Annotated in this window: 19 protein-coding genes; 15 read left to right on the top strand and 4 right to left on the bottom strand. The window is 44.9% G+C overall.

Annotation, left to right across the window (positions count from 1 at the left end; translation table 11 throughout):
* Positions 1-213: 213 nt before the first annotated feature.
* On the top strand, positions 214-612 hold the full coding sequence (locus ACTSEZ_RS17190) for a DoxX family protein (protein ID WP_369735534.1): 399 nt from the start codon (positions 214-216) through the stop codon (positions 610-612).
* A 20-nt stretch (positions 613-632) separates the two neighbouring features.
* On the opposite strand, the gene ACTSEZ_RS17185 is transcribed toward ACTSEZ_RS17190, so the two are convergent.
* Positions 633-1,472, bottom strand: a complete 840-nt coding sequence (locus tag ACTSEZ_RS17185; RefSeq protein ID WP_369735533.1) for an EcsC family protein — start codon at positions 1,470-1,472, stop codon at positions 633-635.
* A gap of 143 nt (positions 1,473-1,615) precedes the next feature.
* Here ACTSEZ_RS17185 and pgoN point away from each other — a divergent pair, with 143 nt between their 5' ends.
* From pgoN to ACTSEZ_RS17170, 3 genes are all read left to right on the top strand, one after another.
* Positions 1,616-2,446, top strand: a complete 831-nt coding sequence (gene pgoN / locus ACTSEZ_RS17180) for a glyoxal/methylglyoxal reductase (protein WP_369735532.1) — start codon at positions 1,616-1,618, stop codon at positions 2,444-2,446.
* A 261-nt stretch (positions 2,447-2,707) separates the two neighbouring features.
* Complete coding sequence (srtD, locus tag ACTSEZ_RS17175; RefSeq protein WP_369735530.1) at positions 2,708-3,295, top strand: class D sortase, LPxTATN-specific; 588 nt, start codon at positions 2,708-2,710, stop codon at positions 3,293-3,295.
* 17 nt (positions 3,296-3,312) lie between these two features.
* The gene (locus ACTSEZ_RS17170) at positions 3,313-3,735 is read left to right on the top strand and encodes a GNAT family N-acetyltransferase (RefSeq protein ID WP_369735529.1); all 423 of its coding nucleotides are present in this window, start codon (positions 3,313-3,315) and stop codon (positions 3,733-3,735) included.
* A gap of 42 nt (positions 3,736-3,777) precedes the next feature.
* Here the strand turns inward: ACTSEZ_RS17170 and ACTSEZ_RS17165 are convergent, their stop codons facing one another.
* Positions 3,778-4,689, bottom strand: coding sequence for an RluA family pseudouridine synthase (locus ACTSEZ_RS17165; RefSeq protein ID WP_369735528.1), 912 nt, complete (start codon positions 4,687-4,689; stop codon positions 3,778-3,780).
* Positions 4,690-4,854: 165 nt separating this feature from the next.
* On the opposite strand from ACTSEZ_RS17165, the gene ACTSEZ_RS17160 reads away from it, so the two are divergent.
* Complete coding sequence (locus ACTSEZ_RS17160; protein ID WP_369735586.1) at positions 4,855-5,247, top strand: DUF5365 family protein; 393 nt, start codon at positions 4,855-4,857, stop codon at positions 5,245-5,247.
* Between the two features lie 47 nt (positions 5,248-5,294).
* On the opposite strand, the gene ACTSEZ_RS17155 is transcribed toward ACTSEZ_RS17160, so the two are convergent.
* Positions 5,295-5,759 carry a thioredoxin family protein gene (locus tag ACTSEZ_RS17155; protein WP_369735526.1) on the bottom strand — a complete coding sequence of 155 codons (465 nt, stop codon included), beginning with the start codon at positions 5,757-5,759 and terminating at the stop codon, positions 5,295-5,297.
* Between the two features lies 1 nt (position 5,760).
* A complete protein-coding gene (locus tag ACTSEZ_RS17150) occupies positions 5,761-6,198 on the bottom strand; it encodes a disulfide oxidoreductase (RefSeq protein ID WP_369735525.1) in 438 nt (145 codons plus the stop codon).
* A gap of 504 nt (positions 6,199-6,702) precedes the next feature.
* Between ACTSEZ_RS17150 and ACTSEZ_RS17145 the strand changes: the two genes are divergently transcribed.
* The 10 genes from ACTSEZ_RS17145 (at position 6,703) to ACTSEZ_RS17100 (ending at position 18,650) form a co-directional block, all read left to right on the top strand.
* The gene (locus ACTSEZ_RS17145; protein WP_369735524.1) at positions 6,703-7,365 is read left to right on the top strand and encodes an HAD family hydrolase; all 663 of its coding nucleotides are present in this window, start codon (positions 6,703-6,705) and stop codon (positions 7,363-7,365) included.
* Between the two features lie 101 nt (positions 7,366-7,466).
* Positions 7,467-8,972, top strand: a complete 1,506-nt coding sequence (locus ACTSEZ_RS17140) for a GNAT family N-acetyltransferase (protein WP_369735585.1) — start codon at positions 7,467-7,469, stop codon at positions 8,970-8,972.
* A 348-nt stretch (positions 8,973-9,320) separates the two neighbouring features.
* Entirely contained in the window at positions 9,321-9,884 is a 564-nt protein-coding gene (locus ACTSEZ_RS17135; protein WP_369735523.1) for a glycerol-3-phosphate responsive antiterminator, read from the top strand.
* A 160-nt stretch (positions 9,885-10,044) separates the two neighbouring features.
* Positions 10,045-10,860: an MIP/aquaporin family protein gene (locus ACTSEZ_RS17130; protein ID WP_369735522.1), complete on the top strand. Its 816-nt coding sequence runs from the start codon at positions 10,045-10,047 to the stop codon at positions 10,858-10,860.
* A gap of 24 nt (positions 10,861-10,884) precedes the next feature.
* The gene (glpK, locus tag ACTSEZ_RS17125) at positions 10,885-12,375 is read left to right on the top strand and encodes a glycerol kinase GlpK (protein WP_369735521.1); all 1,491 of its coding nucleotides are present in this window, start codon (positions 10,885-10,887) and stop codon (positions 12,373-12,375) included.
* Between the two features lie 147 nt (positions 12,376-12,522).
* Positions 12,523-14,193, top strand: coding sequence for a glycerol-3-phosphate dehydrogenase/oxidase (locus tag ACTSEZ_RS17120; RefSeq protein ID WP_369735520.1), 1,671 nt, complete (start codon positions 12,523-12,525; stop codon positions 14,191-14,193).
* 230 nt (positions 14,194-14,423) lie between these two features.
* On the top strand, positions 14,424-16,154 hold the full coding sequence (locus ACTSEZ_RS17115; protein WP_369735518.1) for a phospho-sugar mutase: 1,731 nt from the start codon (positions 14,424-14,426) through the stop codon (positions 16,152-16,154).
* 177 nt (positions 16,155-16,331) lie between these two features.
* Positions 16,332-17,453 carry a GAF domain-containing sensor histidine kinase gene (locus ACTSEZ_RS17110; protein ID WP_369735517.1) on the top strand — a complete coding sequence of 374 codons (1,122 nt, stop codon included), beginning with the start codon at positions 16,332-16,334 and terminating at the stop codon, positions 17,451-17,453.
* Positions 17,454-17,466: 13 nt separating this feature from the next.
* Positions 17,467-18,108, top strand: a complete 642-nt coding sequence (locus tag ACTSEZ_RS17105) for a response regulator (protein WP_369735515.1) — start codon at positions 17,467-17,469, stop codon at positions 18,106-18,108.
* Between the two features lie 14 nt (positions 18,109-18,122).
* On the top strand, positions 18,123-18,650 hold the full coding sequence (locus tag ACTSEZ_RS17100; protein ID WP_369735514.1) for an NADPH-dependent FMN reductase: 528 nt from the start codon (positions 18,123-18,125) through the stop codon (positions 18,648-18,650).
* Positions 18,651-19,243 lie beyond the last annotated feature (593 nt).

The following is a 19,243-nucleotide window of genomic DNA, read 5'->3' as shown; positions in this document are numbered from 1 at the left end:
AGAGCGTTTACATAAAGATTTTGCAGAAGAATAATCCTCAGGAAATTTACAAAACCGATTGACAGTTTTACAAATCGGTCATATAATTACTTTGAATTCAAGATATTTTAATTAAAAGTAATATTCGCCTTCAGCCCGCATATATGGTAAAGAGGGCAAATTTTTTTTAGCTATATATCTCGAATTAAAAATAATTTGTGAAGGATGATTAGCATGTTAGATTTAGGACTTTTACTGATTCGTCTTGTTGTCGGATTATCATTTATGGCCCACGGGGCACAAAAACTGTTCGGCTCTTTTGGGGGACACGGACTGAAGGGAACTGGGGGATTTTTTGAATCGATCGGAATTAAACCCGGAGTTGCTATGGCGCTGCTTGCGGGACTTGCAGAATTTGCGGGCGGAGCTCTCTTTGCAGCCGGCTTGTTTACACCACTTGCAGGTGCTGCGCTGGCAGGAACAATGCTTGTTGCGATCTTCAAAGTTCATGCGCCGAATGGCTTCTGGGCTTCAAACAACGGCTACGAGTTGAACCTGACACTTCTTGCCGTGGCTGTCGGCGTTGCCCTTACAGGTGCAGGTGCTTATTCTCTGGATGTCCTTATCTTTTAATACGGCATAAAAAAAGGAACTCAAACTTGAGTTCCTTTTTCATTTTCTATAACGAGTGGTGAGTCTGTTTCTAGTCTTTCAAGAATTCTTCTTTTTTGATAAAGCATAATGCCTGCTTCAGCAATGTCTTTGATCATTGAGCGGTTCGTATAGGCGCCGAAAAGCATGCCGGCTACAGGGACCATCTGGAGAAGTTTTTTCAGGCCGAAGTGGTCACGGTACGTGTAGACAACCTCCCGCCAGCCCTGCAGTTTTGAAAGCATGTCCGCGGGCTTTGCGCTGCGTCCGTAATAGCCTGATAGTTCGTTTAAGATCGCTTCTTTGCCAACCACATCTGCAGAGGCAAACTGCAGGCATTTCACGATAAAAATGCGCTCCTCTTTTTCATCAGGATCATAGCCGTAGATAACTGCGATTTCTTGCAGGGTTTTCAGTGAAAGACCAAGGATGACAGGGATGTCCACTGCAAGAGTGAAAACTCCGCCAAACCCGGTCGTTGCTCCCTGTACCGTCGCGACATTTCCCCTGTTTGTTTTCAGGTCTCCGCTTACAATGTTCATGACATTCAAAGGGACGGTTTTCAGGTCATCAATCGTTTCAATCGTTTTATCAGGAACGAGCTGCTGCACCTTTTTCAGCATTCCGTTCTTCTGAGTTAAGTATTTTCCGCCGCCCTGGATGAAGCTTCCAAGCTCATCAAGAAGAACGCCGATTTTCTTTTGAATAAATGCAGGTGTCAATTTATCAAGAATCTTAAAAGGAATCCGGCCGATTTTCTCCCAGAAAAACAGGCCTTTCTGATCGTCTTCCCATTCCTCAATTTCTTTTAAACGTGCAAGAAGCTGTTCCTTTGTTTCCACCGTTCACCGCGCCCTTTCCCTGGCTTTTTCTTCATTTTAGCAAAATGGGACGGGAAAAAGAAAAAATGAAGCATATTTTTTGGATTTTGCCGGAGTTTATCAGATAATGGGGTTATTCTGAGTTTCAGAAAGGAGATATAATAATGGCAAAAAATCTGCAGGATACAACAGCTTTACATAATGGAGTGAAAATGCCCTGGTTTGGCCTTGGCGTCTTTAAAGTGGAAGATGGAAATGAGGTTGTAAACTCTGTTAAATGGGCAATCGAAGCAGGCTATAAAAGCATCGATACCGCTGCTATTTACGGAAATGAAGAGGGCGTAGGACAAGCAATTAAAGAAAGCGGCGTTGCGCGCGAAGAGCTTTTCGTCACGACTAAAGTATGGAATGCTGATCAGGGCTATGATTCTACCCTTAAAGCATTTGATGAAAGCATGAAAAAGCTCGGTCTTGAGTATCTTGATCTTTACCTTGTTCACTGGCCGGTTAAAGGCAAGTACAAAGAAACTTGGAAAGCTCTTGAAACGCTTTACAAAGAAGGCAGAGTAAAAGCAATCGGCGTAAGCAACTTCCAGGTTCACCATCTTAAAGATGTTATGGAAGATGCTGAAATCGTTCCTATGGTAAACCAGGTGGAATACCATCCGCGCCTGACTCAAAAAGAGCTTCATGCTTTCTGCAAAGAAAACAGCATTCAGCTTGAAGCGTGGTCACCGCTTATGCAGGGTAAACTGCTTGACGACGAGACACTGACAGAAATCGCAGAAAAACACGGGAAGTCTGTCGCTCAGGTTATCTTGCGCTGGGATCTTCAAAATGGCGTAATCACCATTCCAAAATCAGTGAAAGAGCACCGCATTTACGACAATGCAGCCATCTTCGATTTTGAACTGACACAGGAAGAGATGGAACGCATCGACGGCTTAAACCGCGATGAGCGTGTAGGTCCGGATCCGGATAATTTTGATTTTTAATAAAGACGCAGAGAGGCTGTTCTTAATGAACAGTCTTTTTTTATGCTTTTTTCGCAAATAAGGTTCCGTGTAAATTCGGTAAACTCCAGTGGATTGCAGCGGAAAGCAAGTGACTGGATCGGAAAGGAACGGGTAGTGCAAAATCAAAAGCACCCTTTTTTATGGCGCTATCGTGTAAAAATTGAGAAAAATCCATGTCCGAATTTTACAAATTTGATATAATCAAATGGATGAAAAAGTAAAAGGAGACGTGCCGGCTATATGAAGAAATTATCATTTTTTCCGATACTATTAATTGCTGCCGGACTTTGTTTGACAGGCTACGGGGGCTTTCAAATTGCAGAAACCCACCTGAAAACAAATCAGTCTCTTGCGGATGCAGAAGCCATCATCAAAGCCTCTGCAAGCTCCAAAAAGGAAATGCCGACTCAGGAGAACCGGTACGAGGCTGAAACAGGCGATGCTGTCGGCATTCTTAAAATCGACCGGCTTGATGCGGAGCTGCCAATCGTAGAAGGAACAGACCCGGACGACCTGGCCAAGGGAGTCGGACACTACAAAGGCAGCTATTACCCGAATGAGAACGGACAGATTGTTCTTTCCGGACACAGAGACACGGTCTTCAGAAAAGCAGGGGAGCTGAAAATAGGCGACTCGCTTGTCGTCGCCTTGCCATACGGAGAATTTGAATACCGCATCAAATCGACAAAAATCGTGGATGCCGATGACCTCAGTGTGATTACTCTTCAAAATGAAAAAGAAGAACTGATCCTTACAACGTGCTATCCATTCAGTTTCGTCGGAAGCGCACCTGAGAGGTATATTATTTATGCTGAAAAAGCAGAATGAGATCGGAGAGATACAGCTTGATCATTAGAGAACTGAAAACAGATGCAGAATGTAAAGAAGCCTATCCTGTCATGTCCCAGCTGCGGGTCAATCTGAGTGAAGAGGATTACCTGAGGCTGCTTGAGCCTATGCAAAAGCAGGGCTACAGGCTGCTTGCCCTTTATGATGAAAATCAGATAAAAGGACTGGCAGGCATTATTGAACTGACGAACTTCTATAACGAAAAGCACATTTACGTCTATGACCTTGTGACGGACGGTGCTTCAAGGTCCAAGGGGTACGGGGAAAAACTACTGCGCCATGTAGAAGAGCTTGCAAAAGAATCCGGCTGCGGCATGATTTCACTGAGTTCAGGCAATCAGCGTAAGGACGCACACCGGTTTTATGAAGAAAAGATGGGTTTTGACAGAGTGAGTCACGTTTTTAATAAAAAACTGTAAAAAAATGCTCCGGATACGGTATCCGGAGCATTTTTCATGTTTTCAAAGAAACTCCAGCCGCACAAGCAGGTCTCTCATATCCTCAGGAAAAGGAGCAGAAACATCAATCTCTTCACCTGTAAATGGATGGACGACGGATATTTCCGATGCATGAAGCGCCTGCCTGCGAATAAGATTTTGATTGCCGCCGTAAAGGACATCTCCGGCAATCGGAAAGCCGATGTGGCTGACGTGGACACGAATTTGGTGCGTTCTGCCTGTATCAAGCTGCAGCTTCAATAGTGATACATCAAATTTACGGGTATATCCTTCACGCTTAAAATGCGTAAGAGCTGGTTGTCCTCCCGGTGAAACTCTCCTGCGGGACGGGTGATGCCGGTCTTTTCCGATTGGATGATCGATGCTTCCTTTTTTCTGTTTCACTTCGCCTTGAACCACGGCCGTATAGGTTCTCTTCACTTTCCGTTCTTCAAGAAGCCGGTCAAGCACGGCATGAGACAAGGCATGTTTCGCAAAAACGACAGCACCTGATGTATCGCGGTCGAGTCTGTGAATATGCCTGATTTTCCGCGCTATGCCGTTCATCTGAAAATGGGAAGCAACACCGTTTGCAAGAGTTCCCGTTTGAGAAGGTTCATTTGGGTGAGTGTCCATTCCGGCCGGCTTGTTTACAATTAGGAAATGATCGTCTTCATATAGAAAGTCAAGCTCCATGTATTCAGGCTCCGTGTCACATATTTCATCCTGAAAAACCCGGATCATCAGTGAGTCATTTTCTTTCAGCGGCTGCGTCCAGTCCGGGTCATTGTCATTTAATTTAACTTCTTTATTCATTCTAAAGCTATGGGCAAGTCCTTTTGGAACATGAAGTTTTTCCTTTAACATTTGCTGAAGTGACATTCCTGTCCACTCTTCCTTTACAGGTAATATCAGCCATTCGCCTTTGCGTTTCATTCTTTGTCCCCCAACTGTGAGTAGTTCTTCAAGTATACTAGACCATCTATTTGGATGTCCAAGCTATAAACGGAAACACTTACCTCTGCTTAGCGGTTTGGAGCTATGTTAAAGTTGAAGTAAGACAAAGAGTGAGCAGCAAAGAGGTGAATAGATTTGAGGATTGTGTTTGCATCAACTGAGGAACAGGAGCATTATATTGAAGAGCTGATTCAAACGATGTACGAAGACATTTTTCCGCGGTATTTTTCAGATGAAACGATTGATCAGCTTGATGAGCTTTCTGTTCTGAAACCCCGTTCAGATGACCTCGACTATAACGGAACGCTGAAAGAAGCCTTTCAGATCATGTCGAGTCTTCAGGCGCTGACGGCGCTGCTGGATCACCTGGATGATCAGCAGGGGGAAGATCAGCGAAAATTGTATAACCGCAATATTACTATTTTAAAAAAGTATGGCTACAAATTTCCGCTGACATTTGATCATTTTCTGGCTTCAAGGGAGAAGGCGGATGAAGTGAGCAAGTACGGAAAGCCGGCGAATAAGTGGATTGTGTAAGCAATGAAAAAGGGGACACGGATGTGTCCCCTTTTTGCGTTGGTCGTTTATTTCCATTCGCTGAACAGGTCTTTAAAGAAAGCCCCGTCATTATATCCGACTACACGGTCAACTTCTTTTCCGTTTTCGTATTTAACTAGCGTAGGCGTTGATTCAATGCCGTATTTTTGCCAGCCGTCTTCGAATTCAAGAAGATTGAACTGTCCGATTTCAACACCTGCTTCTTCAGCTGCAGGCATAAGTTCAGGAGTTGTCCGCTTGCAGTGTGAGCAGGTTGGGCTGAAATAATAAACGATGAAATCTTCTTTTTTGTCCATTTTTTCATCTACTTCTTCAGGAAGAATGATGTTTTGATAGTTAGGATCGTCAAGCTGATCAACCGTTGCGGAGTTCAGCTCATCCTTGCCGTATGGATTGCCTTCCGATTTTTCCGACTGCTGATAGGTTGTTACAAAGGCCAAGCCTCCGAAAATGACTAAGAAAATTCCTGCAAATATCAAGATCTTTTTCATATTATCGACCTGCTTTCCATTTTCTGTGTATCGTGAAGCTTGCTGCAAAAATAATTGAAAATCCAATTAATGCGAGAAACGGGATCGTAATGAATCCAAGCCAGTTAATGTACTCGCCCGTACAAGGGACGATTCCGCATGCGGCTGAATTCTCACCGACAAAATCAATCTTCTGGACGGCGTAGTGGTAAATGGAGATTGCTCCGCCTATGCCTGATAAAATCATCGTGTAAAAGGCAATCTGATAATCTTTTTTAATGACGGCAATTCCAAGGATCACGACCAGTGGATACATGAGGATCCGCTGATACCAGCAGAGATTGCACGGAACAAAATCGAGAATCTCCGAAAAATATAAGCTGCCAAGCATCGAAATAAAGGACGCTCCCCAGGCGGTAAACAAAGCATTTTCTATGTACTTTTTCTCTCGTTCAGACACACTATCGCCTCTCCATCATTAAGGTTACACGACATATTATAGTTGCCGGGCCCGTTCTTGTAAAATGAAAGCGCCTTGGGAGAGGGCGGGAATGCGGTTTCAGGGGGGAAGGAACTGTTGGATTGGGTCCTTTTAACTTGGGAGGAGATAACCTATCAACAGGAAAGGAGTTTTATGAAAGGTCATAGGTGCCTATGATATGACCGTTCAGAACGAAGGAACCCGTGTGAAGGGTCATAAGCGCCTAAGATATGACCTTTCAGCATGAAGATATCCGTACGAAAGGTCATAAGCGCCCATGATATGACCTTTCAGAGCGAAGAAACCCGTACGAAGGGTCATAAGCGCTCAAGATATGACCGTTCAGCATGAAGGCCCCTGTACGAAAGGTCATAAGCACAACATTTTCAGATAGAAATGCAATACTCCCCACACACTCCCCATTTTCTTTCTTTTTAAAATCCGTTATATAATGAACATACTACTCGATAGGAGGGGCACACAATGATCAAAGCAATCGTTTTCGATTTTGACGGACTGATATTGGATACAGAAACGCACGAGTATGAAGTGCTCCAGGAAATTTTTCAGGAGCATGGGAGCGAGCTTCCGATGCAGGTGTGGGGAAAAGTCATTGGAACATCCTCAGATTTTAACCCTTATAAGTATTTGGAGGAGCAGATTGGGAAAACGGTGGTGCATGAAGACCTGATCAGCCTGCGGAAAGAAAAATTCGCCAAGAGAATGGAAGCGGAAGGTCCGCGGCCCGGTGTTGAAGCCTACTTGCTTGCTGCACAGGACCTTGGACTGAAAATCGGTTTAGCTTCAAGTTCCAGTTATCAATGGGTTTCCAGCTATCTTAAGTCTCTGAACTTATTTGATTATTTTGAGTGCATCCGCACCTCTGATGATGTGGAAAAAGTAAAGCCTGACCCGGCCCTTTACATAAAAGCGGCAGAATGCCTTGGCCTGAAGCCTGAAGAATGCCTGGCTTTTGAAGACTCAGCAAACGGGGCACTTGCAGCAAAACGAGCGGGAATGTTCTGCACCATTGTTCCAAACAGTGTGACGGCCCATATGGAATTTGGGGAGATTGACCACAGGCTGGAATCGATGGCAGAGATGGAGCTTGCAGAAGTGATCAGAAAAATTGAATCAAATCGTTAACATGTTTTAAACCGGTCTCTAGCGGGAATAAATTGCTGGTAAGAAATAAAGGAGCGATTTTTGTGACAGATACAATTGACTTATCAAAATTTGAGAAAAAGATGATTATCAGAAACATTGAAGACAAAGACATAGATGAAATCCTGGCGATGCAGGCGCTTTGTTTCCCGGGGATGGTTCCATGGGAAAGAGAGCATCTTGAAAGCCATCTTGAACATTTTCCCGAAGGGCAGTTCTGTGCTGAATTTGAAGGCAAAATCATCGGATCCTGTTCAAGTCTGATCATCAACTTTGATGAATATGACGACAGACATACATGGGATGATATTACAGACAACGGCTACATTACCAACCACAATCCGGACGGATACAATATGTACGGCATCGAGGTCATGGTTCATCCGGATTACCGCCGGATGAAAATAGGCCACAGGCTTTATGAGGCAAGAAAAGATCTTGCGAGAAGACTGAACCTGAAGAGCATTATTATCGGGGGAAGAATTCCGAACTATCATAAATATGAAAAAGAGCTTTCGCCAAGGCAGTATGTGCAGGAAGTGAAACAGCATAAAATTTATGATCCTGTTCTTTCTTTTCAGCTGCTGAATGGCTTTACGCTGATGAGGATCAACCCGAACTATCTGCCTGATGACAGGGCTTCAGGCAAATACGCCACGCTGATGGAGTGGAACAACGTTGACTATTTGCCGACTTCAAAGCGCTATTACAAAACGGCTTTTCCGGTTCGCATCTGCGTTGTGCAGTATCAGATGAAGCAAATCAATTCGTTTGAAGAATTTGCGACACAGGTTGAGTATTACACAGACGTTGCATCAGATGCTTCAGCAGATTTTGCGGTATTCCCCGAGCTGCTTACAACCCAGCTGATGTCGTTCCTGGATGAAAAATCACCGAGCAGGGCCATCCGAAGAGTAACGGAATATACAGAGGAATACATCAGCCTGTTTACAGAGCTTGCTGTAAAGTATAACGTGAATATTATCGGCGGTTCTCATTTCGTTGAAGAAGACAACGGGAAAATTTTCAACGTGGCCTATCTTTTCAGAAGAGACGGCACCATTGAAAAACAATACAAAATCCACATAACGCCGAATGAGCGCAAATGGTGGGGCATCAGCAGAGGCGACGACATTAAAGTATTCGATACCGACTGCGGAAAAATCGCCATCCAGATTTGCTATGATATCGAATTTCCTGAACTTGCAAGGATCGCTGCAGACAAAGGTGCAAAAATTATCTTTACGCCTTTCTGTACGGAAGATCGCCAGGGTTATCTTCGGGTCCGCTACTGCTCACAGGCACGCGCGGTAGAAAACCAGATTTACACGGTGATTTCCGGAACAGTAGGAAACCTGCCGCAGACGGAAAACATGGATATTCAGTACGCGCAGTCAGCGATTTTCGCACCGTCTGACTTCGAGTTTGCGAGAGACGGCATCGTAGGGGAGTGCAATCCGAATATTGAAATGGTCGTCATCGGAGATGTCGACCTCGAGATCCTCCGCAGACAGCGCCAGTCCGGTACAGTCAGACAGCTTAAAGACCGGAGACATGACGTGTACGGGATCCGTTATAAGAAAAACTGATTTGAGAACTTTTACGGAGACAGAGATTTTCTTTGTCTCTTTTTTTATGGAAGGCAGTTAGAACACTTTCCAGATGTAAATGCTGAGACAAAGTGTTCTAATCGGATTTTAAGAGCACTTTGCAGATGCGAGAGTTAAGACAAAGTGTTCTAATCAGGTCATAAGAACACTAATCAGGTGCGAGAGCAAAGACAAAGTGTTCCAATCAAAACCTAAGATCACTTTCCAAACTAAAGCAAGAAGAGATCGTGTGTCACTCACCCCTCTTGAGTTATCACCCCGTATATAGTACATTCCTTATATGCCATTATTCATAAAAACAACTAAAAAATGGAAGGAGGGCAATCTATGAGTTTTGAAGGTCAGCAGATTCTGCCTGCAATTCGCAATATGAAGCAGTTTGAACGGTTTCTCGACAGTCCTTATACATACGGCGTGCTTCTTGATACACATCTTGGACAGGTGCGGAATATTGTCCGTCTTGCCAATTCTTCGAACAAGAAAATGCTGATTCACATAGATTTGATTCAGGGGCTGAAGCATGATGAGTATGCTGCGGAGTTCATCTGCCAGGAGGTTAAGCCTGCCGGGTTGATTTCGACAAGGTCCAATGTGATTGCCAAAGCCAAGCAGCGTGGGATATATGCAATTCAGCGGCTGTTTTTGCTCGATTCGAGTGCACTTGAAAAAAGCCTGGAGCTGATTGCAAGGACAAAGCCGGACTATATTGAAGTACTTCCCGGTCTTGTGCCGAGCTTGATTGCAGAGATCAAGGAGAAAACAGGCATTCCGATTTTTGCAGGGGGCTTTGTGAAGACGTCAGAAGAGGTCCATCAGGCGCTGCAGGCAGGGGCCACGGCAGTGACTTCATCGGAAATGGATTTATGGAAAAATTATCAAAAGCTATCATAAATTTCTGTTGACACCGCTTTCATTAGCATGTACCATAAGGGCAAGTTAATAAATGTGACGGAGAAACGGAGATCCACAGCAGTACTTTACATTATTGTAGAGGTATTTGCTGTGGATTTTTTTCTTTCCCGCCGCATTTAAAGAATTGGAGGAATTATAAATGACTGCTTTTTGGGGAGAAGTTATCGGTACAATGATCTTAATTGTATTTGGAGGCGGTGTCTGCGCCGGGGTCAGTCTTAAAAAATCATTCGCCCATCAGTCAGGCTGGATCGTGATCACGATGGGCTGGGGATTTGGTGTAGCAATGGCCGTATATGCTGTTGGCGAAATAAGCGGCGCGCATTTAAATCCGGCAGTGACATTTGCACTTGCCTTTTCAGGATCATTTGAATGGAGCCAGGTGCCATCATATATCGTTGCACAATTGCTTGGAGCATTCCTTGGGGCAGTGCTTGTCTACTTGCAATACTTGCCGCACTGGAAGGAAACAGAAGATCCAGGTGCGAAGCTCAGTGTTTTTTCAACAAGCCCTGCAATTCCGAATTATTTTGCGAACTTTATTAGTGAAGCACTTGGAACATTTATTTTTGTCCTTACATTGCTTGCCATCGGAGCGAATACTTTTACAGAAGGCTTAAATCCGCTGATTGTTGGATTTTTGGTAGTTGCCATCGGGCTGTCGCTTGGAGGCACAACAGGCTATGCCATCAATCCGGCTCGTGACCTTGGACCAAGACTTGCACATTTTGTTCTTCCAATAGCAGGAAAAGGAAGCTCGAACTGGAAATATGCATGGATACCGGTTGTTGCGCCGCTTGCAGGAGGTTCATTTGCCGCAGTCTTTTACAATTACGTTTTTAAGGGTACTATGAGTACTGCATTCTGGTACGTAGCGGCAGCTTTAGTCTTCATGCTTTGCGTTGTTTATGCGATGACGAAAAAGCAATCCGCACAGCGTTCAGCCGTTTATTAAAACTTTTGAGGGGGAAAATGTATCATGGAAAAATACATCTTATCTTTAGATCAGGGAACAACAAGTTCAAGAGCTATTTTATTTAACAAACAAGGCGAAATCGTTCACATTGCTCAAAAGGAATTTAAGCAGTATTTTCCTAAGCCGGGCTGGGTTGAGCACAACGCGAACGAAATCTGGGGATCAATTTTGGCTGTTATTGCAACATGCCTGAGCGAAACAAATGTGAAGCCTGAGCAGATTGCAGGGATCGGAATTACCAACCAGCGTGAAACAGCAGTTGTCTGGGATAAAAACACATCACAGCCTGTCTATAACGCAATTGTTTGGCAATCCCGCCAGACTGCAGGCATCTGCGAAGAACTGAAGCAAAAAGGCTACAATGATACATTCAGAGAAAAAACAGGATTACTAATCGATGCCTACTTCTCTGGAACAAAAGTGAAATGGATCCTTGACAACGTGGAAGGAGCAAGAGAAAAAGCTGAAAATGGCGACCTCTTGTTCGGTACCATTGATACGTGGCTGATTTGGAAGCTTTCAGGCGGAAAAGCGCACGTGACGGATTATTCAAACGCTTCCCGCACACTCATGTACAACATTCATGAGCTGAAGTGGGATGATGAGCTGCTTGAGTACCTGACTGTGCCTAAATCCATGCTGCCTGAAGTGAAACCGTCTTCAGAAGTATATGCCGACACGATTGAATATCATTTCTTCGGCCATTCTGTACCGATTGCAGGTGCTGCAGGAGATCAGCAGTCTGCCTTATTCGGACAGGCATGTTTTGAAGAAGGAATGGCTAAAAATACGTACGGAACTGGCTGCTTTATGCTCATGAACACTGGGGAAAAAGCTATTCGCTCTGAAAATGGCCTGCTGACGACAATCGCATGGGGCGTAGACGGAAAAGTGGAGTATGCGCTTGAAGGAAGTATTTTCGTTGCAGGATCGGCTATTCAGTGGCTGCGCGACGGTCTCCGGATGTTTAAAGACGCAAAGGACAGCGAGGCTTACGCAGAACGCGTTGAGTCTACAGAAGGCGTATATGTCGTGCCTGCATTTGTGGGCCTTGGAACTCCTTATTGGGACAGTGACGTAAGAGGTGCAGTCTTCGGCTTAACGCGCGGCACGTCTAAAGAGCACTTTGTCCGCGCTACACTGGAATCCCTTGCTTATCAGACAAAAGACGTTCTGACTGCGATGGAAGCTGATTCAGGCATTTCCCTGAAAACACTACGCGTAGACGGCGGTGCGGTGAAAAATAACTTCCTGATGGATTTCCAGAGCAATATGCTTGGAGTGCCGGTAGAGCGTCCTGAAGTAAATGAAACGACAGCTCTTGGCGCTGCCTATCTTGCAGGACTTGCAGTCGGCTTCTGGGAAGACAAGTCGAATATTGAAAAGCAATGGAAGCTTGATAAGCAATTCGAACCTGAAATGGAAGATGAAAAGCGCGATGAGCTTTATAGCGGCTGGAAAAAAGCAGTAAATGCAGCTCAGGCTTTTAAATAAACAGAAGCTGTGATATACTAATATCAAGTTAATAGAACGGTTGGAGATTTGGAGAGGCCACAACACTGGCGCATGCATGTCATGCTGCACCAGCTTGTTGTGGTCTCTTTTTTATCCCCTTCTGGAAAATAATAGGAGGTACTAACTATGACTTTTTCAAGCGATAAACGACACGATCTTTTAAATAAAATGACACAGGAAACATATGATGTATTTGTAATCGGCGGCGGTATAACAGGTTCAGGAATTGCGCTCGACGCGGCTTCCAGAGGAATGAAAATTGCCCTGGCAGAAATGCAGGACTTTGCAGCAGGAACATCCAGCAGATCAACTAAGCTCGTGCATGGAGGACTGCGCTACTTAAAACAGTTTGAAGTGAAAATGGTTGCTGATGTGGGAAAAGAAAGAGCCATCGTATACGAAAATGGACCGCATGTCACAACGCCTGAGTGGATGCTTCTTCCGATGCACAAAGGGGGAACATTCGGACCGTTCTCAACATCCATCGGGTTGCGCGTGTACGATTTCCTTGCAGCCGTCAAACGCGGCGAAAGAAGAAAAATGCTGAGTGCGAAAGATACTCTTGCTAAAGAGCCATTAGTAAAAAAAGACGGGCTTAAAGGTGGAGGATACTACGTTGAGTACCGCACAGATGACGCAAGGCTGACAATTGAAGTAATCAAAGAAGCGGCGCGTTTTGGCGCAGATGCCGTCAACTATGCAAAAGTGGAAGGCTTCATTTACGATAAAGGAAAAGTAGTAGGTGTACATTTAGTTGATACCATTTCAGGGAAACAATATGATGTCTACGCAAAAAGAGTCATCAATGCTGCCGGTCCGTGGGTTGATTCACTGAGAGAAATGGACAAATCAAAAACAGGCAAATCCCTGCAGATGACAAAAGGAATTCATCTCGTGTTTGACCAGAGCAAGTTCCCGCTGAAGCAGGCCATCTATTTTGATACTCCGGATAAACGCATGGTTTTTGCCATTCCGCGTGACGGCAAAACGTATGTCGGGACAACAGATACGGTTTATAAAGAGGATCCTAAAAACCCGCGAATGACAGTGAAGGACAGAGACTATGTCATTGAATCGATCAACTATATGTTCCCTGATCTTAATATTAAAGCAGAAGATGCCGAATCAAGCTGGGCCGGTATCCGCCCTCTCATCCACGAAGACGGCAAAGACCCGTCAGAGATCTCCAGAAAAGATGAAATCTGGACGTCTGAAACAGGTCTCATGACTATTGCCGGCGGTAAGCTGACAGGCTACAGAAAAATGGCAGAACACATCATCGATATGATTGTGAAGGATTTCAAAGCAGCGGGAATGAAAGATTTCGGTCCGTGCAAAACGCGTAATATGCCTATCTCCGGAGGCCACGTTGGAGGTTCTGCAAGCCTTGAGACGTTTGTTAAAACTAAAACGCAGCAGGGAATGTCCCTTGGCCTGACTGAAATGCAGGCAAAACACCTTTCAAGAAGATACGGCTCAAATGCAGATGCTCTTTTCGAAAGAGTGGAAGCATTAAAATCTGAGGCTGATCAATACGGACTCCCGGTTTACATCCTTGCTGAAATTGATTACAGCATGTCAGAGGAAATGACGGCGACTCCTTCAGACTTCTTTGTGAGACGAACTGGTGCTGTGTATTTCGACATTAACTGGGCGAAGCAATACAAAGATGCGGTCATCAACTACATGGCTGATAAACTGAAGTGGACTCCTGAACAAAAACAAAATCACACAAGCATCCTTGAAAAGCAAATTCATGATGCAGTCGTACCTGATGAAGTAAGAAAAGCGAATTAACAGCTGAAGCTGCAGCCCGGTAGGCTGCAGTTTTTGCTTATATTTTCCTAAAATTTAACTATATTGAAATTGAAATATTTTTACAGAAATTAAAAGTCAGACAGGTTCGATATGTGTTAAAATAAGCGGAGAAATCGACGTATTTCTATTTTTTACATACGAAATCAGGCAGGATTTGTCTGAAACATGAAGAAAGAGTTACATACAAATAAAATTACTGGAGGTACGCTATGAGTTTTGAAAAAAGCTATCAGCGCTGGAACAGCAAAACAGATTTAGATTCAGAATTAAGACTGCTTTTATCCGGTTTGGAGAACGACGACAAGGCGCGCGAGGATTGCTTTTATAAAAACTTGGAGTTTGGGACGGGCGGAATGCGTGGAGAAATTGGTGCAGGTACAAACCGCATGAATGCTTATACGGTCCGCAAAGCTTCAGAAGGGCTTGCTCTTTATATCGAATCTTTCGGTGAAGAAGCCAAAAATCGCGGAGTGGCGATTGCCTACGATTCACGCCACAAATCACCCGAGTTTGCCATGGAGGCAGCAAAGACTCTTGCAAGCCACGGCATTCAAACATATGTTTTTGAAGAGCTGCGCCCGACACCTGAACTGTCATTTGCTGTCCGCCATTTGAATGCGTTTTCCGGCATCGTGGTAACAGCAAGTCATAATCCTCCTGAATATAACGGCTATAAAGTATACGGCGAAGACGGCGGACAGCTGCCGCCTGCAGCCGCAGATGAAGTCATTGCGAAGGTAAACTCGATTGAAGATGAACTGAGCATTGAAGTAAAGGACGAAGCTGAACTGAAAGCTGCAGGCCTCATCAAAATGATCGGGGAAGAAATCGATGCTGCCTATACAGATAAGCTCGTGACCATTTCGGTAAACCCTGACCTGTCAAAAGAAACAGACTTAAAAATCGTTTTCACTCCGCTTCACGGTACAGCAAACAAGCCTGTTCGCCGCGGACTCAAAGCGCTGGGCTATGAGAACGTAACAGTCGTTGCCGAACAGGAACAGCCAGATCCAAACTTCAGCACGGTAAAATCGCCAAATCCGGAAGAGCATGCAGCATTTGAATATGCGATTCAGTATGGCCAGAAAAACGACGCTGATCTATTAATAGCAACGGATCCTGATGCAGACCGCCTCGGCCTTGCTGTTAAGAATCTCGACGGCGAATACGTCGTTCTGACTGGAAACCAGACAGGCGCAATCCTGCTTCACTACCTGCTTTCCCAGAAAAAAGAAAAAGGCACTCTACCTGAAAACGGCGTTGTGCTGAAGACAATTGTAACCTCTGAAATCGGCCGTGCCGTTGCTGAGTCATTCGGTCTCGATACAATTGACACGCTTACAGGATTTAAATTTATCGGAGAAAAAATCAACGAATATGAGCGCACAGGTCAATACTCATTCCAGTTCGGATACGAAGAAAGCTACGGCTATCTGATCGGTGATTTTGCACGTGATAAAGATGCCGTTCAGGCTGCCATTCTCGGAGTAGAGGTTGCTGCCTACTACAAAAAACAGGGCAAAACGCTGTACGAAGGCCTGCTTGACCTTTTTGAACAGTACGGCTACTACCGCGAAGGCCTTGAGTCTCTAACCCTTAAGGGAAAAGACGGAGCAGAGCAGATCCAGAGAATTCTTGCTTCCTTCCGCAGCACTCCGCCTGAAACACTTGCAGGCTTGAAGGTAACAGTTGTTGAAGATTACAAAGCGGGAACCCGATTGAACATTTCATCTGCCGAAACAGAAGAAATCACGCTCCCATCTTCAAACGTCCTGAAATACTACCTTGAAGACGGCTCATGGTTCTGTCTTCGCCCATCAGGCACAGAGCCTAAAGCGAAATTCTATTTCGGTGTAAAAGGAAAAACCCTGTCAGAAAGCGATCAAAAGCTCGAAGAAATATCTTCAGATCTGATGGAAAAAGTACACGCACTGATTTAAGCAGAAAGCTGAAAAGGAATTTTCCTTTTCGGCTTTTTTTTTGAGGGATGAACAGTCGGGCTCCGCATTTCTAATCTACATCAAAAGTCGTACTAAATATCAGTCACATTTACAAGGGAGCAGATGGGAAAAGATTGATATACTGGTTCTATAGACAACGCAGATGAGGGTGAGAAAATGGCTATAGATGAAAAAAGGATTTTTGAGCTGCAGGCTTTGAAAACGATTGCTGAGACGCTTAATCAATCAAACGACCTTATTCAGATGCTGGATGATGTTCTCGGCAAGCTATTAGATGTGACAGGTCTTGCGACTGGCTGGATTTTTCTGATAGACAGTGACAAACAATACAGGCTGGCGGCTTATCATTGTCTTCCGCAGGCTCTTGAAGCATGCGGGAAAAAGGCGATGTGCGAGGGCGACTGCTGGTGCATTGATAAATTTTATGACGGCAGGCTGAATAAAGCGGCCAATATTATCAACTGCAAACGCCTTGAGGATGCGGAGGAATTTGAGTGGGGGGATACAAACGGCATTACCCATCATGCGACTGTTCCTCTTCGCACAGGTGAGGAAAAAATCGGACTTTTAAACGTCGCCTCTCCAAATAAAACGCATTTTTCATCAGAAGAACTGGCCCTCCTTGAAGCTGTTGCCCTTCAGATTGGAACAGCCATGAAACGGATGAAGCTTGTTGAGAATGAACAGCGCCTGGCATTGATTGCAGAGCGGAACAGACTTGCACAGGATCTGCACGATTCCGTTAATCAGCTGCTTTTTTCCATCATGCTGACGGCCAGAGGGGCAAAAGAAATGACCGAGGAAGAGCAGATGCAGGAGATGCTTACATATGTAGGAGATCTTTCGCAGGAGGCTCTGTCAGAAATGAGAGCGCTGATCTGGCAGCTTAGACCCCAGGGACTTGAAAACGGCATTGCATCCGCTCTTATGAATTACGCTAAGGTGCTAGGCTTGAAGCTTGATGCAGACATTCAAGGAGTCCAGACTCTGCCTTGCTGCACAGAAGAAGAGCTGTGGCGAATCGGCCAGGAAGCCTTAAACAACTGTAAAAAACATTCGGGAGTCAAAGAGGCGTCCATTTCCATTTTCAGATGCAAAAATGAAGTAACCATGACCATAAAAGATGAGGGTGCAGGTTTTTCCTATCATGAAAAACTGCTGCTGCCATCCCTCGGTCTTCAGGGCATGAAGGACAGGGCTCATAAGCTGAAAGGATCTTTTGCGGTGCGGACGGAAATCGGAAAAGGAACCGAAATAGAAATCAGACTACCAATTTAGGGGGATACAGGCAATGGGAATACGCCTGCTGATAGCAGATGATCATAAAGTCGTCCGCAGAGGATTGCATTTTTTTCTTAAAACACAAAAAGACATTGATATTGTGGGAGAAGCCGAAAACGGGAAGGAAGCCGTGGAGCTTGTCCGATCCTTAAACCCGGATGTCATTTTAATGGATCTTTCCATGCCGGTTATGGACGGCGTGGAGGCAACTAAGGAAATCCGCACGTTCAACCAGGAGATCAAAGTCATCATCTTAACGAGCTACGCCGATCAGGACCATGTCATTCCTGCCATTCAGGCCGGTGCATCAGGTTATCAGTTGAAGGATGTCGAACCTGATGAACTGGTCCATACGATCAGGGAAGTTCTAAATGGAGAGAGCAAGCTTCATCCAAAAGTCACATCCCACGTCATGTCCCACTTGATGCAAACGAATCAAAAAGAGCAAAAGCCATTGACACCGCTTACCAATCGCGAAAATGATGTATTAAAGGAGATTGCAAAAGGCAAAAGCAACAAAGAAATAGCATCAGCTCTCTACATTACAGAAAAAACAGTCAAAACACATGTATCCAATATCCTTTCTAAGCTTGAGCTTGCAGACCGGACACAGGCGGCACTCTTCGCGGTGAAAAATGGATTGGACCAATGAAAGGAAGATGAAACATGAAATTGTTAGTTATTAACGGAAGCCCAAGAAAAAGTGGAAGAACGCGTCTTGCGGCTGCAGCGATTGCAGAAAAATCAGGGGCAGACCTGATTGACTTAAGCGTGCTGAATCTCCCTCTTTTTAACGGGGAAGAAGAGCAGGAAACGATTGAAGCAGTAAAGGAACTGAAAAAGAAAGTCAAAGAAGCTGACGGAATTGTCCTGCTTTCTCCTGAATACCACAGTGGAATGAGCGGCGCTTTAAAAAATGCGCTTGATTTTCTTGGCAGTTCCCATTTTGCCCGCAAACCTGTCGGACTCATTGCTGTTGCAGGGGGCGGAAAGGGCGGAATCAACGCTCTAAACAACATGAGAACCGTTATGAGAGGCGTATATGCAAATGCCATCCCAAAGCAGCTCGCCCTTGATCCAATTTGCTTTGATTACGAAAACAGAAAGCTGCTTGAAGACTCAGAAGTCCTTGTCAATCAGCTGATGGAAGAACTGAAAATGTATGTAGATTTTTATGTGCAGAAACAAAAATAATCAGGAGGGGGACGTGATCCCTCTCCTGGTTTTGTTTTGCTCGAATCTGGCGTTGGACTGTTAGACGCCTGATTCGGATTGTTAGACAGGGTATTTCGCTTGTTAGATGTGCTGTTTGGATTGTTAGACGCTGTATTTGGCTTGTTAGCTCGATTCATGTCCTGAAATGAGCTCTTTCTATAGGCGAAGTTCCAATCTGGATCACAAGGTTTTTAGAAAAAAGAGCATTTATGTCTTTTTTGCTGTGTCTGATTGCTGATTGTATAGAGATTTGAGCTTATTTTACCGCTGTTTCCTTATCTGGCTCCCGGAGCTAACCGGGTGCTTCCGCTTTTCTTATTGTCCAGCTCCATCGCCCAACTCCTCGGCCAGAACGGCTCCGCCGTAAAAAGCAAACCCGGCTTTTTCCGTCGGATCCTTTTTTGTCCTTCGGAGCTAACCGGGCGATTCCGCTTTTCTCATTGTCCAGCTCCATCGCCCAACTCCTCGGCCAGAACGGCTCCGCCGTAAAAAGCAAACCCGGCTTTTTCCGTCGGATCCTTTTTTGTCCTTCGGAGCTAACCGGGCGATTCCGCTTTTCTCATTGTCCAGCT

The sequence above is a fragment of the Metabacillus mesotrionivorans genome (assembly GCF_052171315.1).
Lineage (GTDB): Bacteria > Bacillota > Bacilli > Bacillales > Bacillaceae > Bacillus_P.
The sequence above is the reverse complement of the archived record's forward strand: the minus strand, read 5'-3'. Positions and strand labels throughout refer to the sequence as shown.

Coding starts and splice junctions, on each gene's coding strand:
- ACTSEZ_RS17140 (WP_369735585.1), top strand. CDS start 7,467: ATGATTATCAGAAACATTGAAGACAAAGACATAGATGAAATCCTGGCG.
- ACTSEZ_RS17135 (WP_369735523.1), top strand. CDS start 9,321: ATGAGTTTTGAAGGTCAGCAGATTCTGCCTGCAATTCGCAATATGAAG.
- ACTSEZ_RS17190 (WP_369735534.1), top strand. CDS start 214: ATGTTAGATTTAGGACTTTTACTGATTCGTCTTGTTGTCGGATTATCA.
- ACTSEZ_RS17145 (WP_369735524.1), top strand. CDS start 6,703: ATGATCAAAGCAATCGTTTTCGATTTTGACGGACTGATATTGGATACA.
- ACTSEZ_RS17120 (WP_369735520.1), top strand. CDS start 12,523: ATGACTTTTTCAAGCGATAAACGACACGATCTTTTAAATAAAATGACA.
- ACTSEZ_RS17155 (WP_369735526.1), bottom strand. CDS start 5,759: ATGAAAAAGATCTTGATATTTGCAGGAATTTTCTTAGTCATTTTCGGA.
- srtD (WP_369735530.1), top strand. CDS start 2,708: ATGAAGAAATTATCATTTTTTCCGATACTATTAATTGCTGCCGGACTT.
- ACTSEZ_RS17165 (WP_369735528.1), bottom strand. CDS start 4,689: ATGAAACGCAAAGGCGAATGGCTGATATTACCTGTAAAGGAAGAGTGG.
- pgoN (WP_369735532.1), top strand. CDS start 1,616: ATGGCAAAAAATCTGCAGGATACAACAGCTTTACATAATGGAGTGAAA.
- ACTSEZ_RS17130 (WP_369735522.1), top strand. CDS start 10,045: ATGACTGCTTTTTGGGGAGAAGTTATCGGTACAATGATCTTAATTGTA.
- ACTSEZ_RS17115 (WP_369735518.1), top strand. CDS start 14,424: ATGAGTTTTGAAAAAAGCTATCAGCGCTGGAACAGCAAAACAGATTTA.
- glpK (WP_369735521.1), top strand. CDS start 10,885: ATGGAAAAATACATCTTATCTTTAGATCAGGGAACAACAAGTTCAAGA.
- ACTSEZ_RS17100 (WP_369735514.1), top strand. CDS start 18,123: ATGAAATTGTTAGTTATTAACGGAAGCCCAAGAAAAAGTGGAAGAACG.
- ACTSEZ_RS17105 (WP_369735515.1), top strand. CDS start 17,467: ATGGGAATACGCCTGCTGATAGCAGATGATCATAAAGTCGTCCGCAGA.
- ACTSEZ_RS17110 (WP_369735517.1), top strand. CDS start 16,332: ATGGCTATAGATGAAAAAAGGATTTTTGAGCTGCAGGCTTTGAAAACG.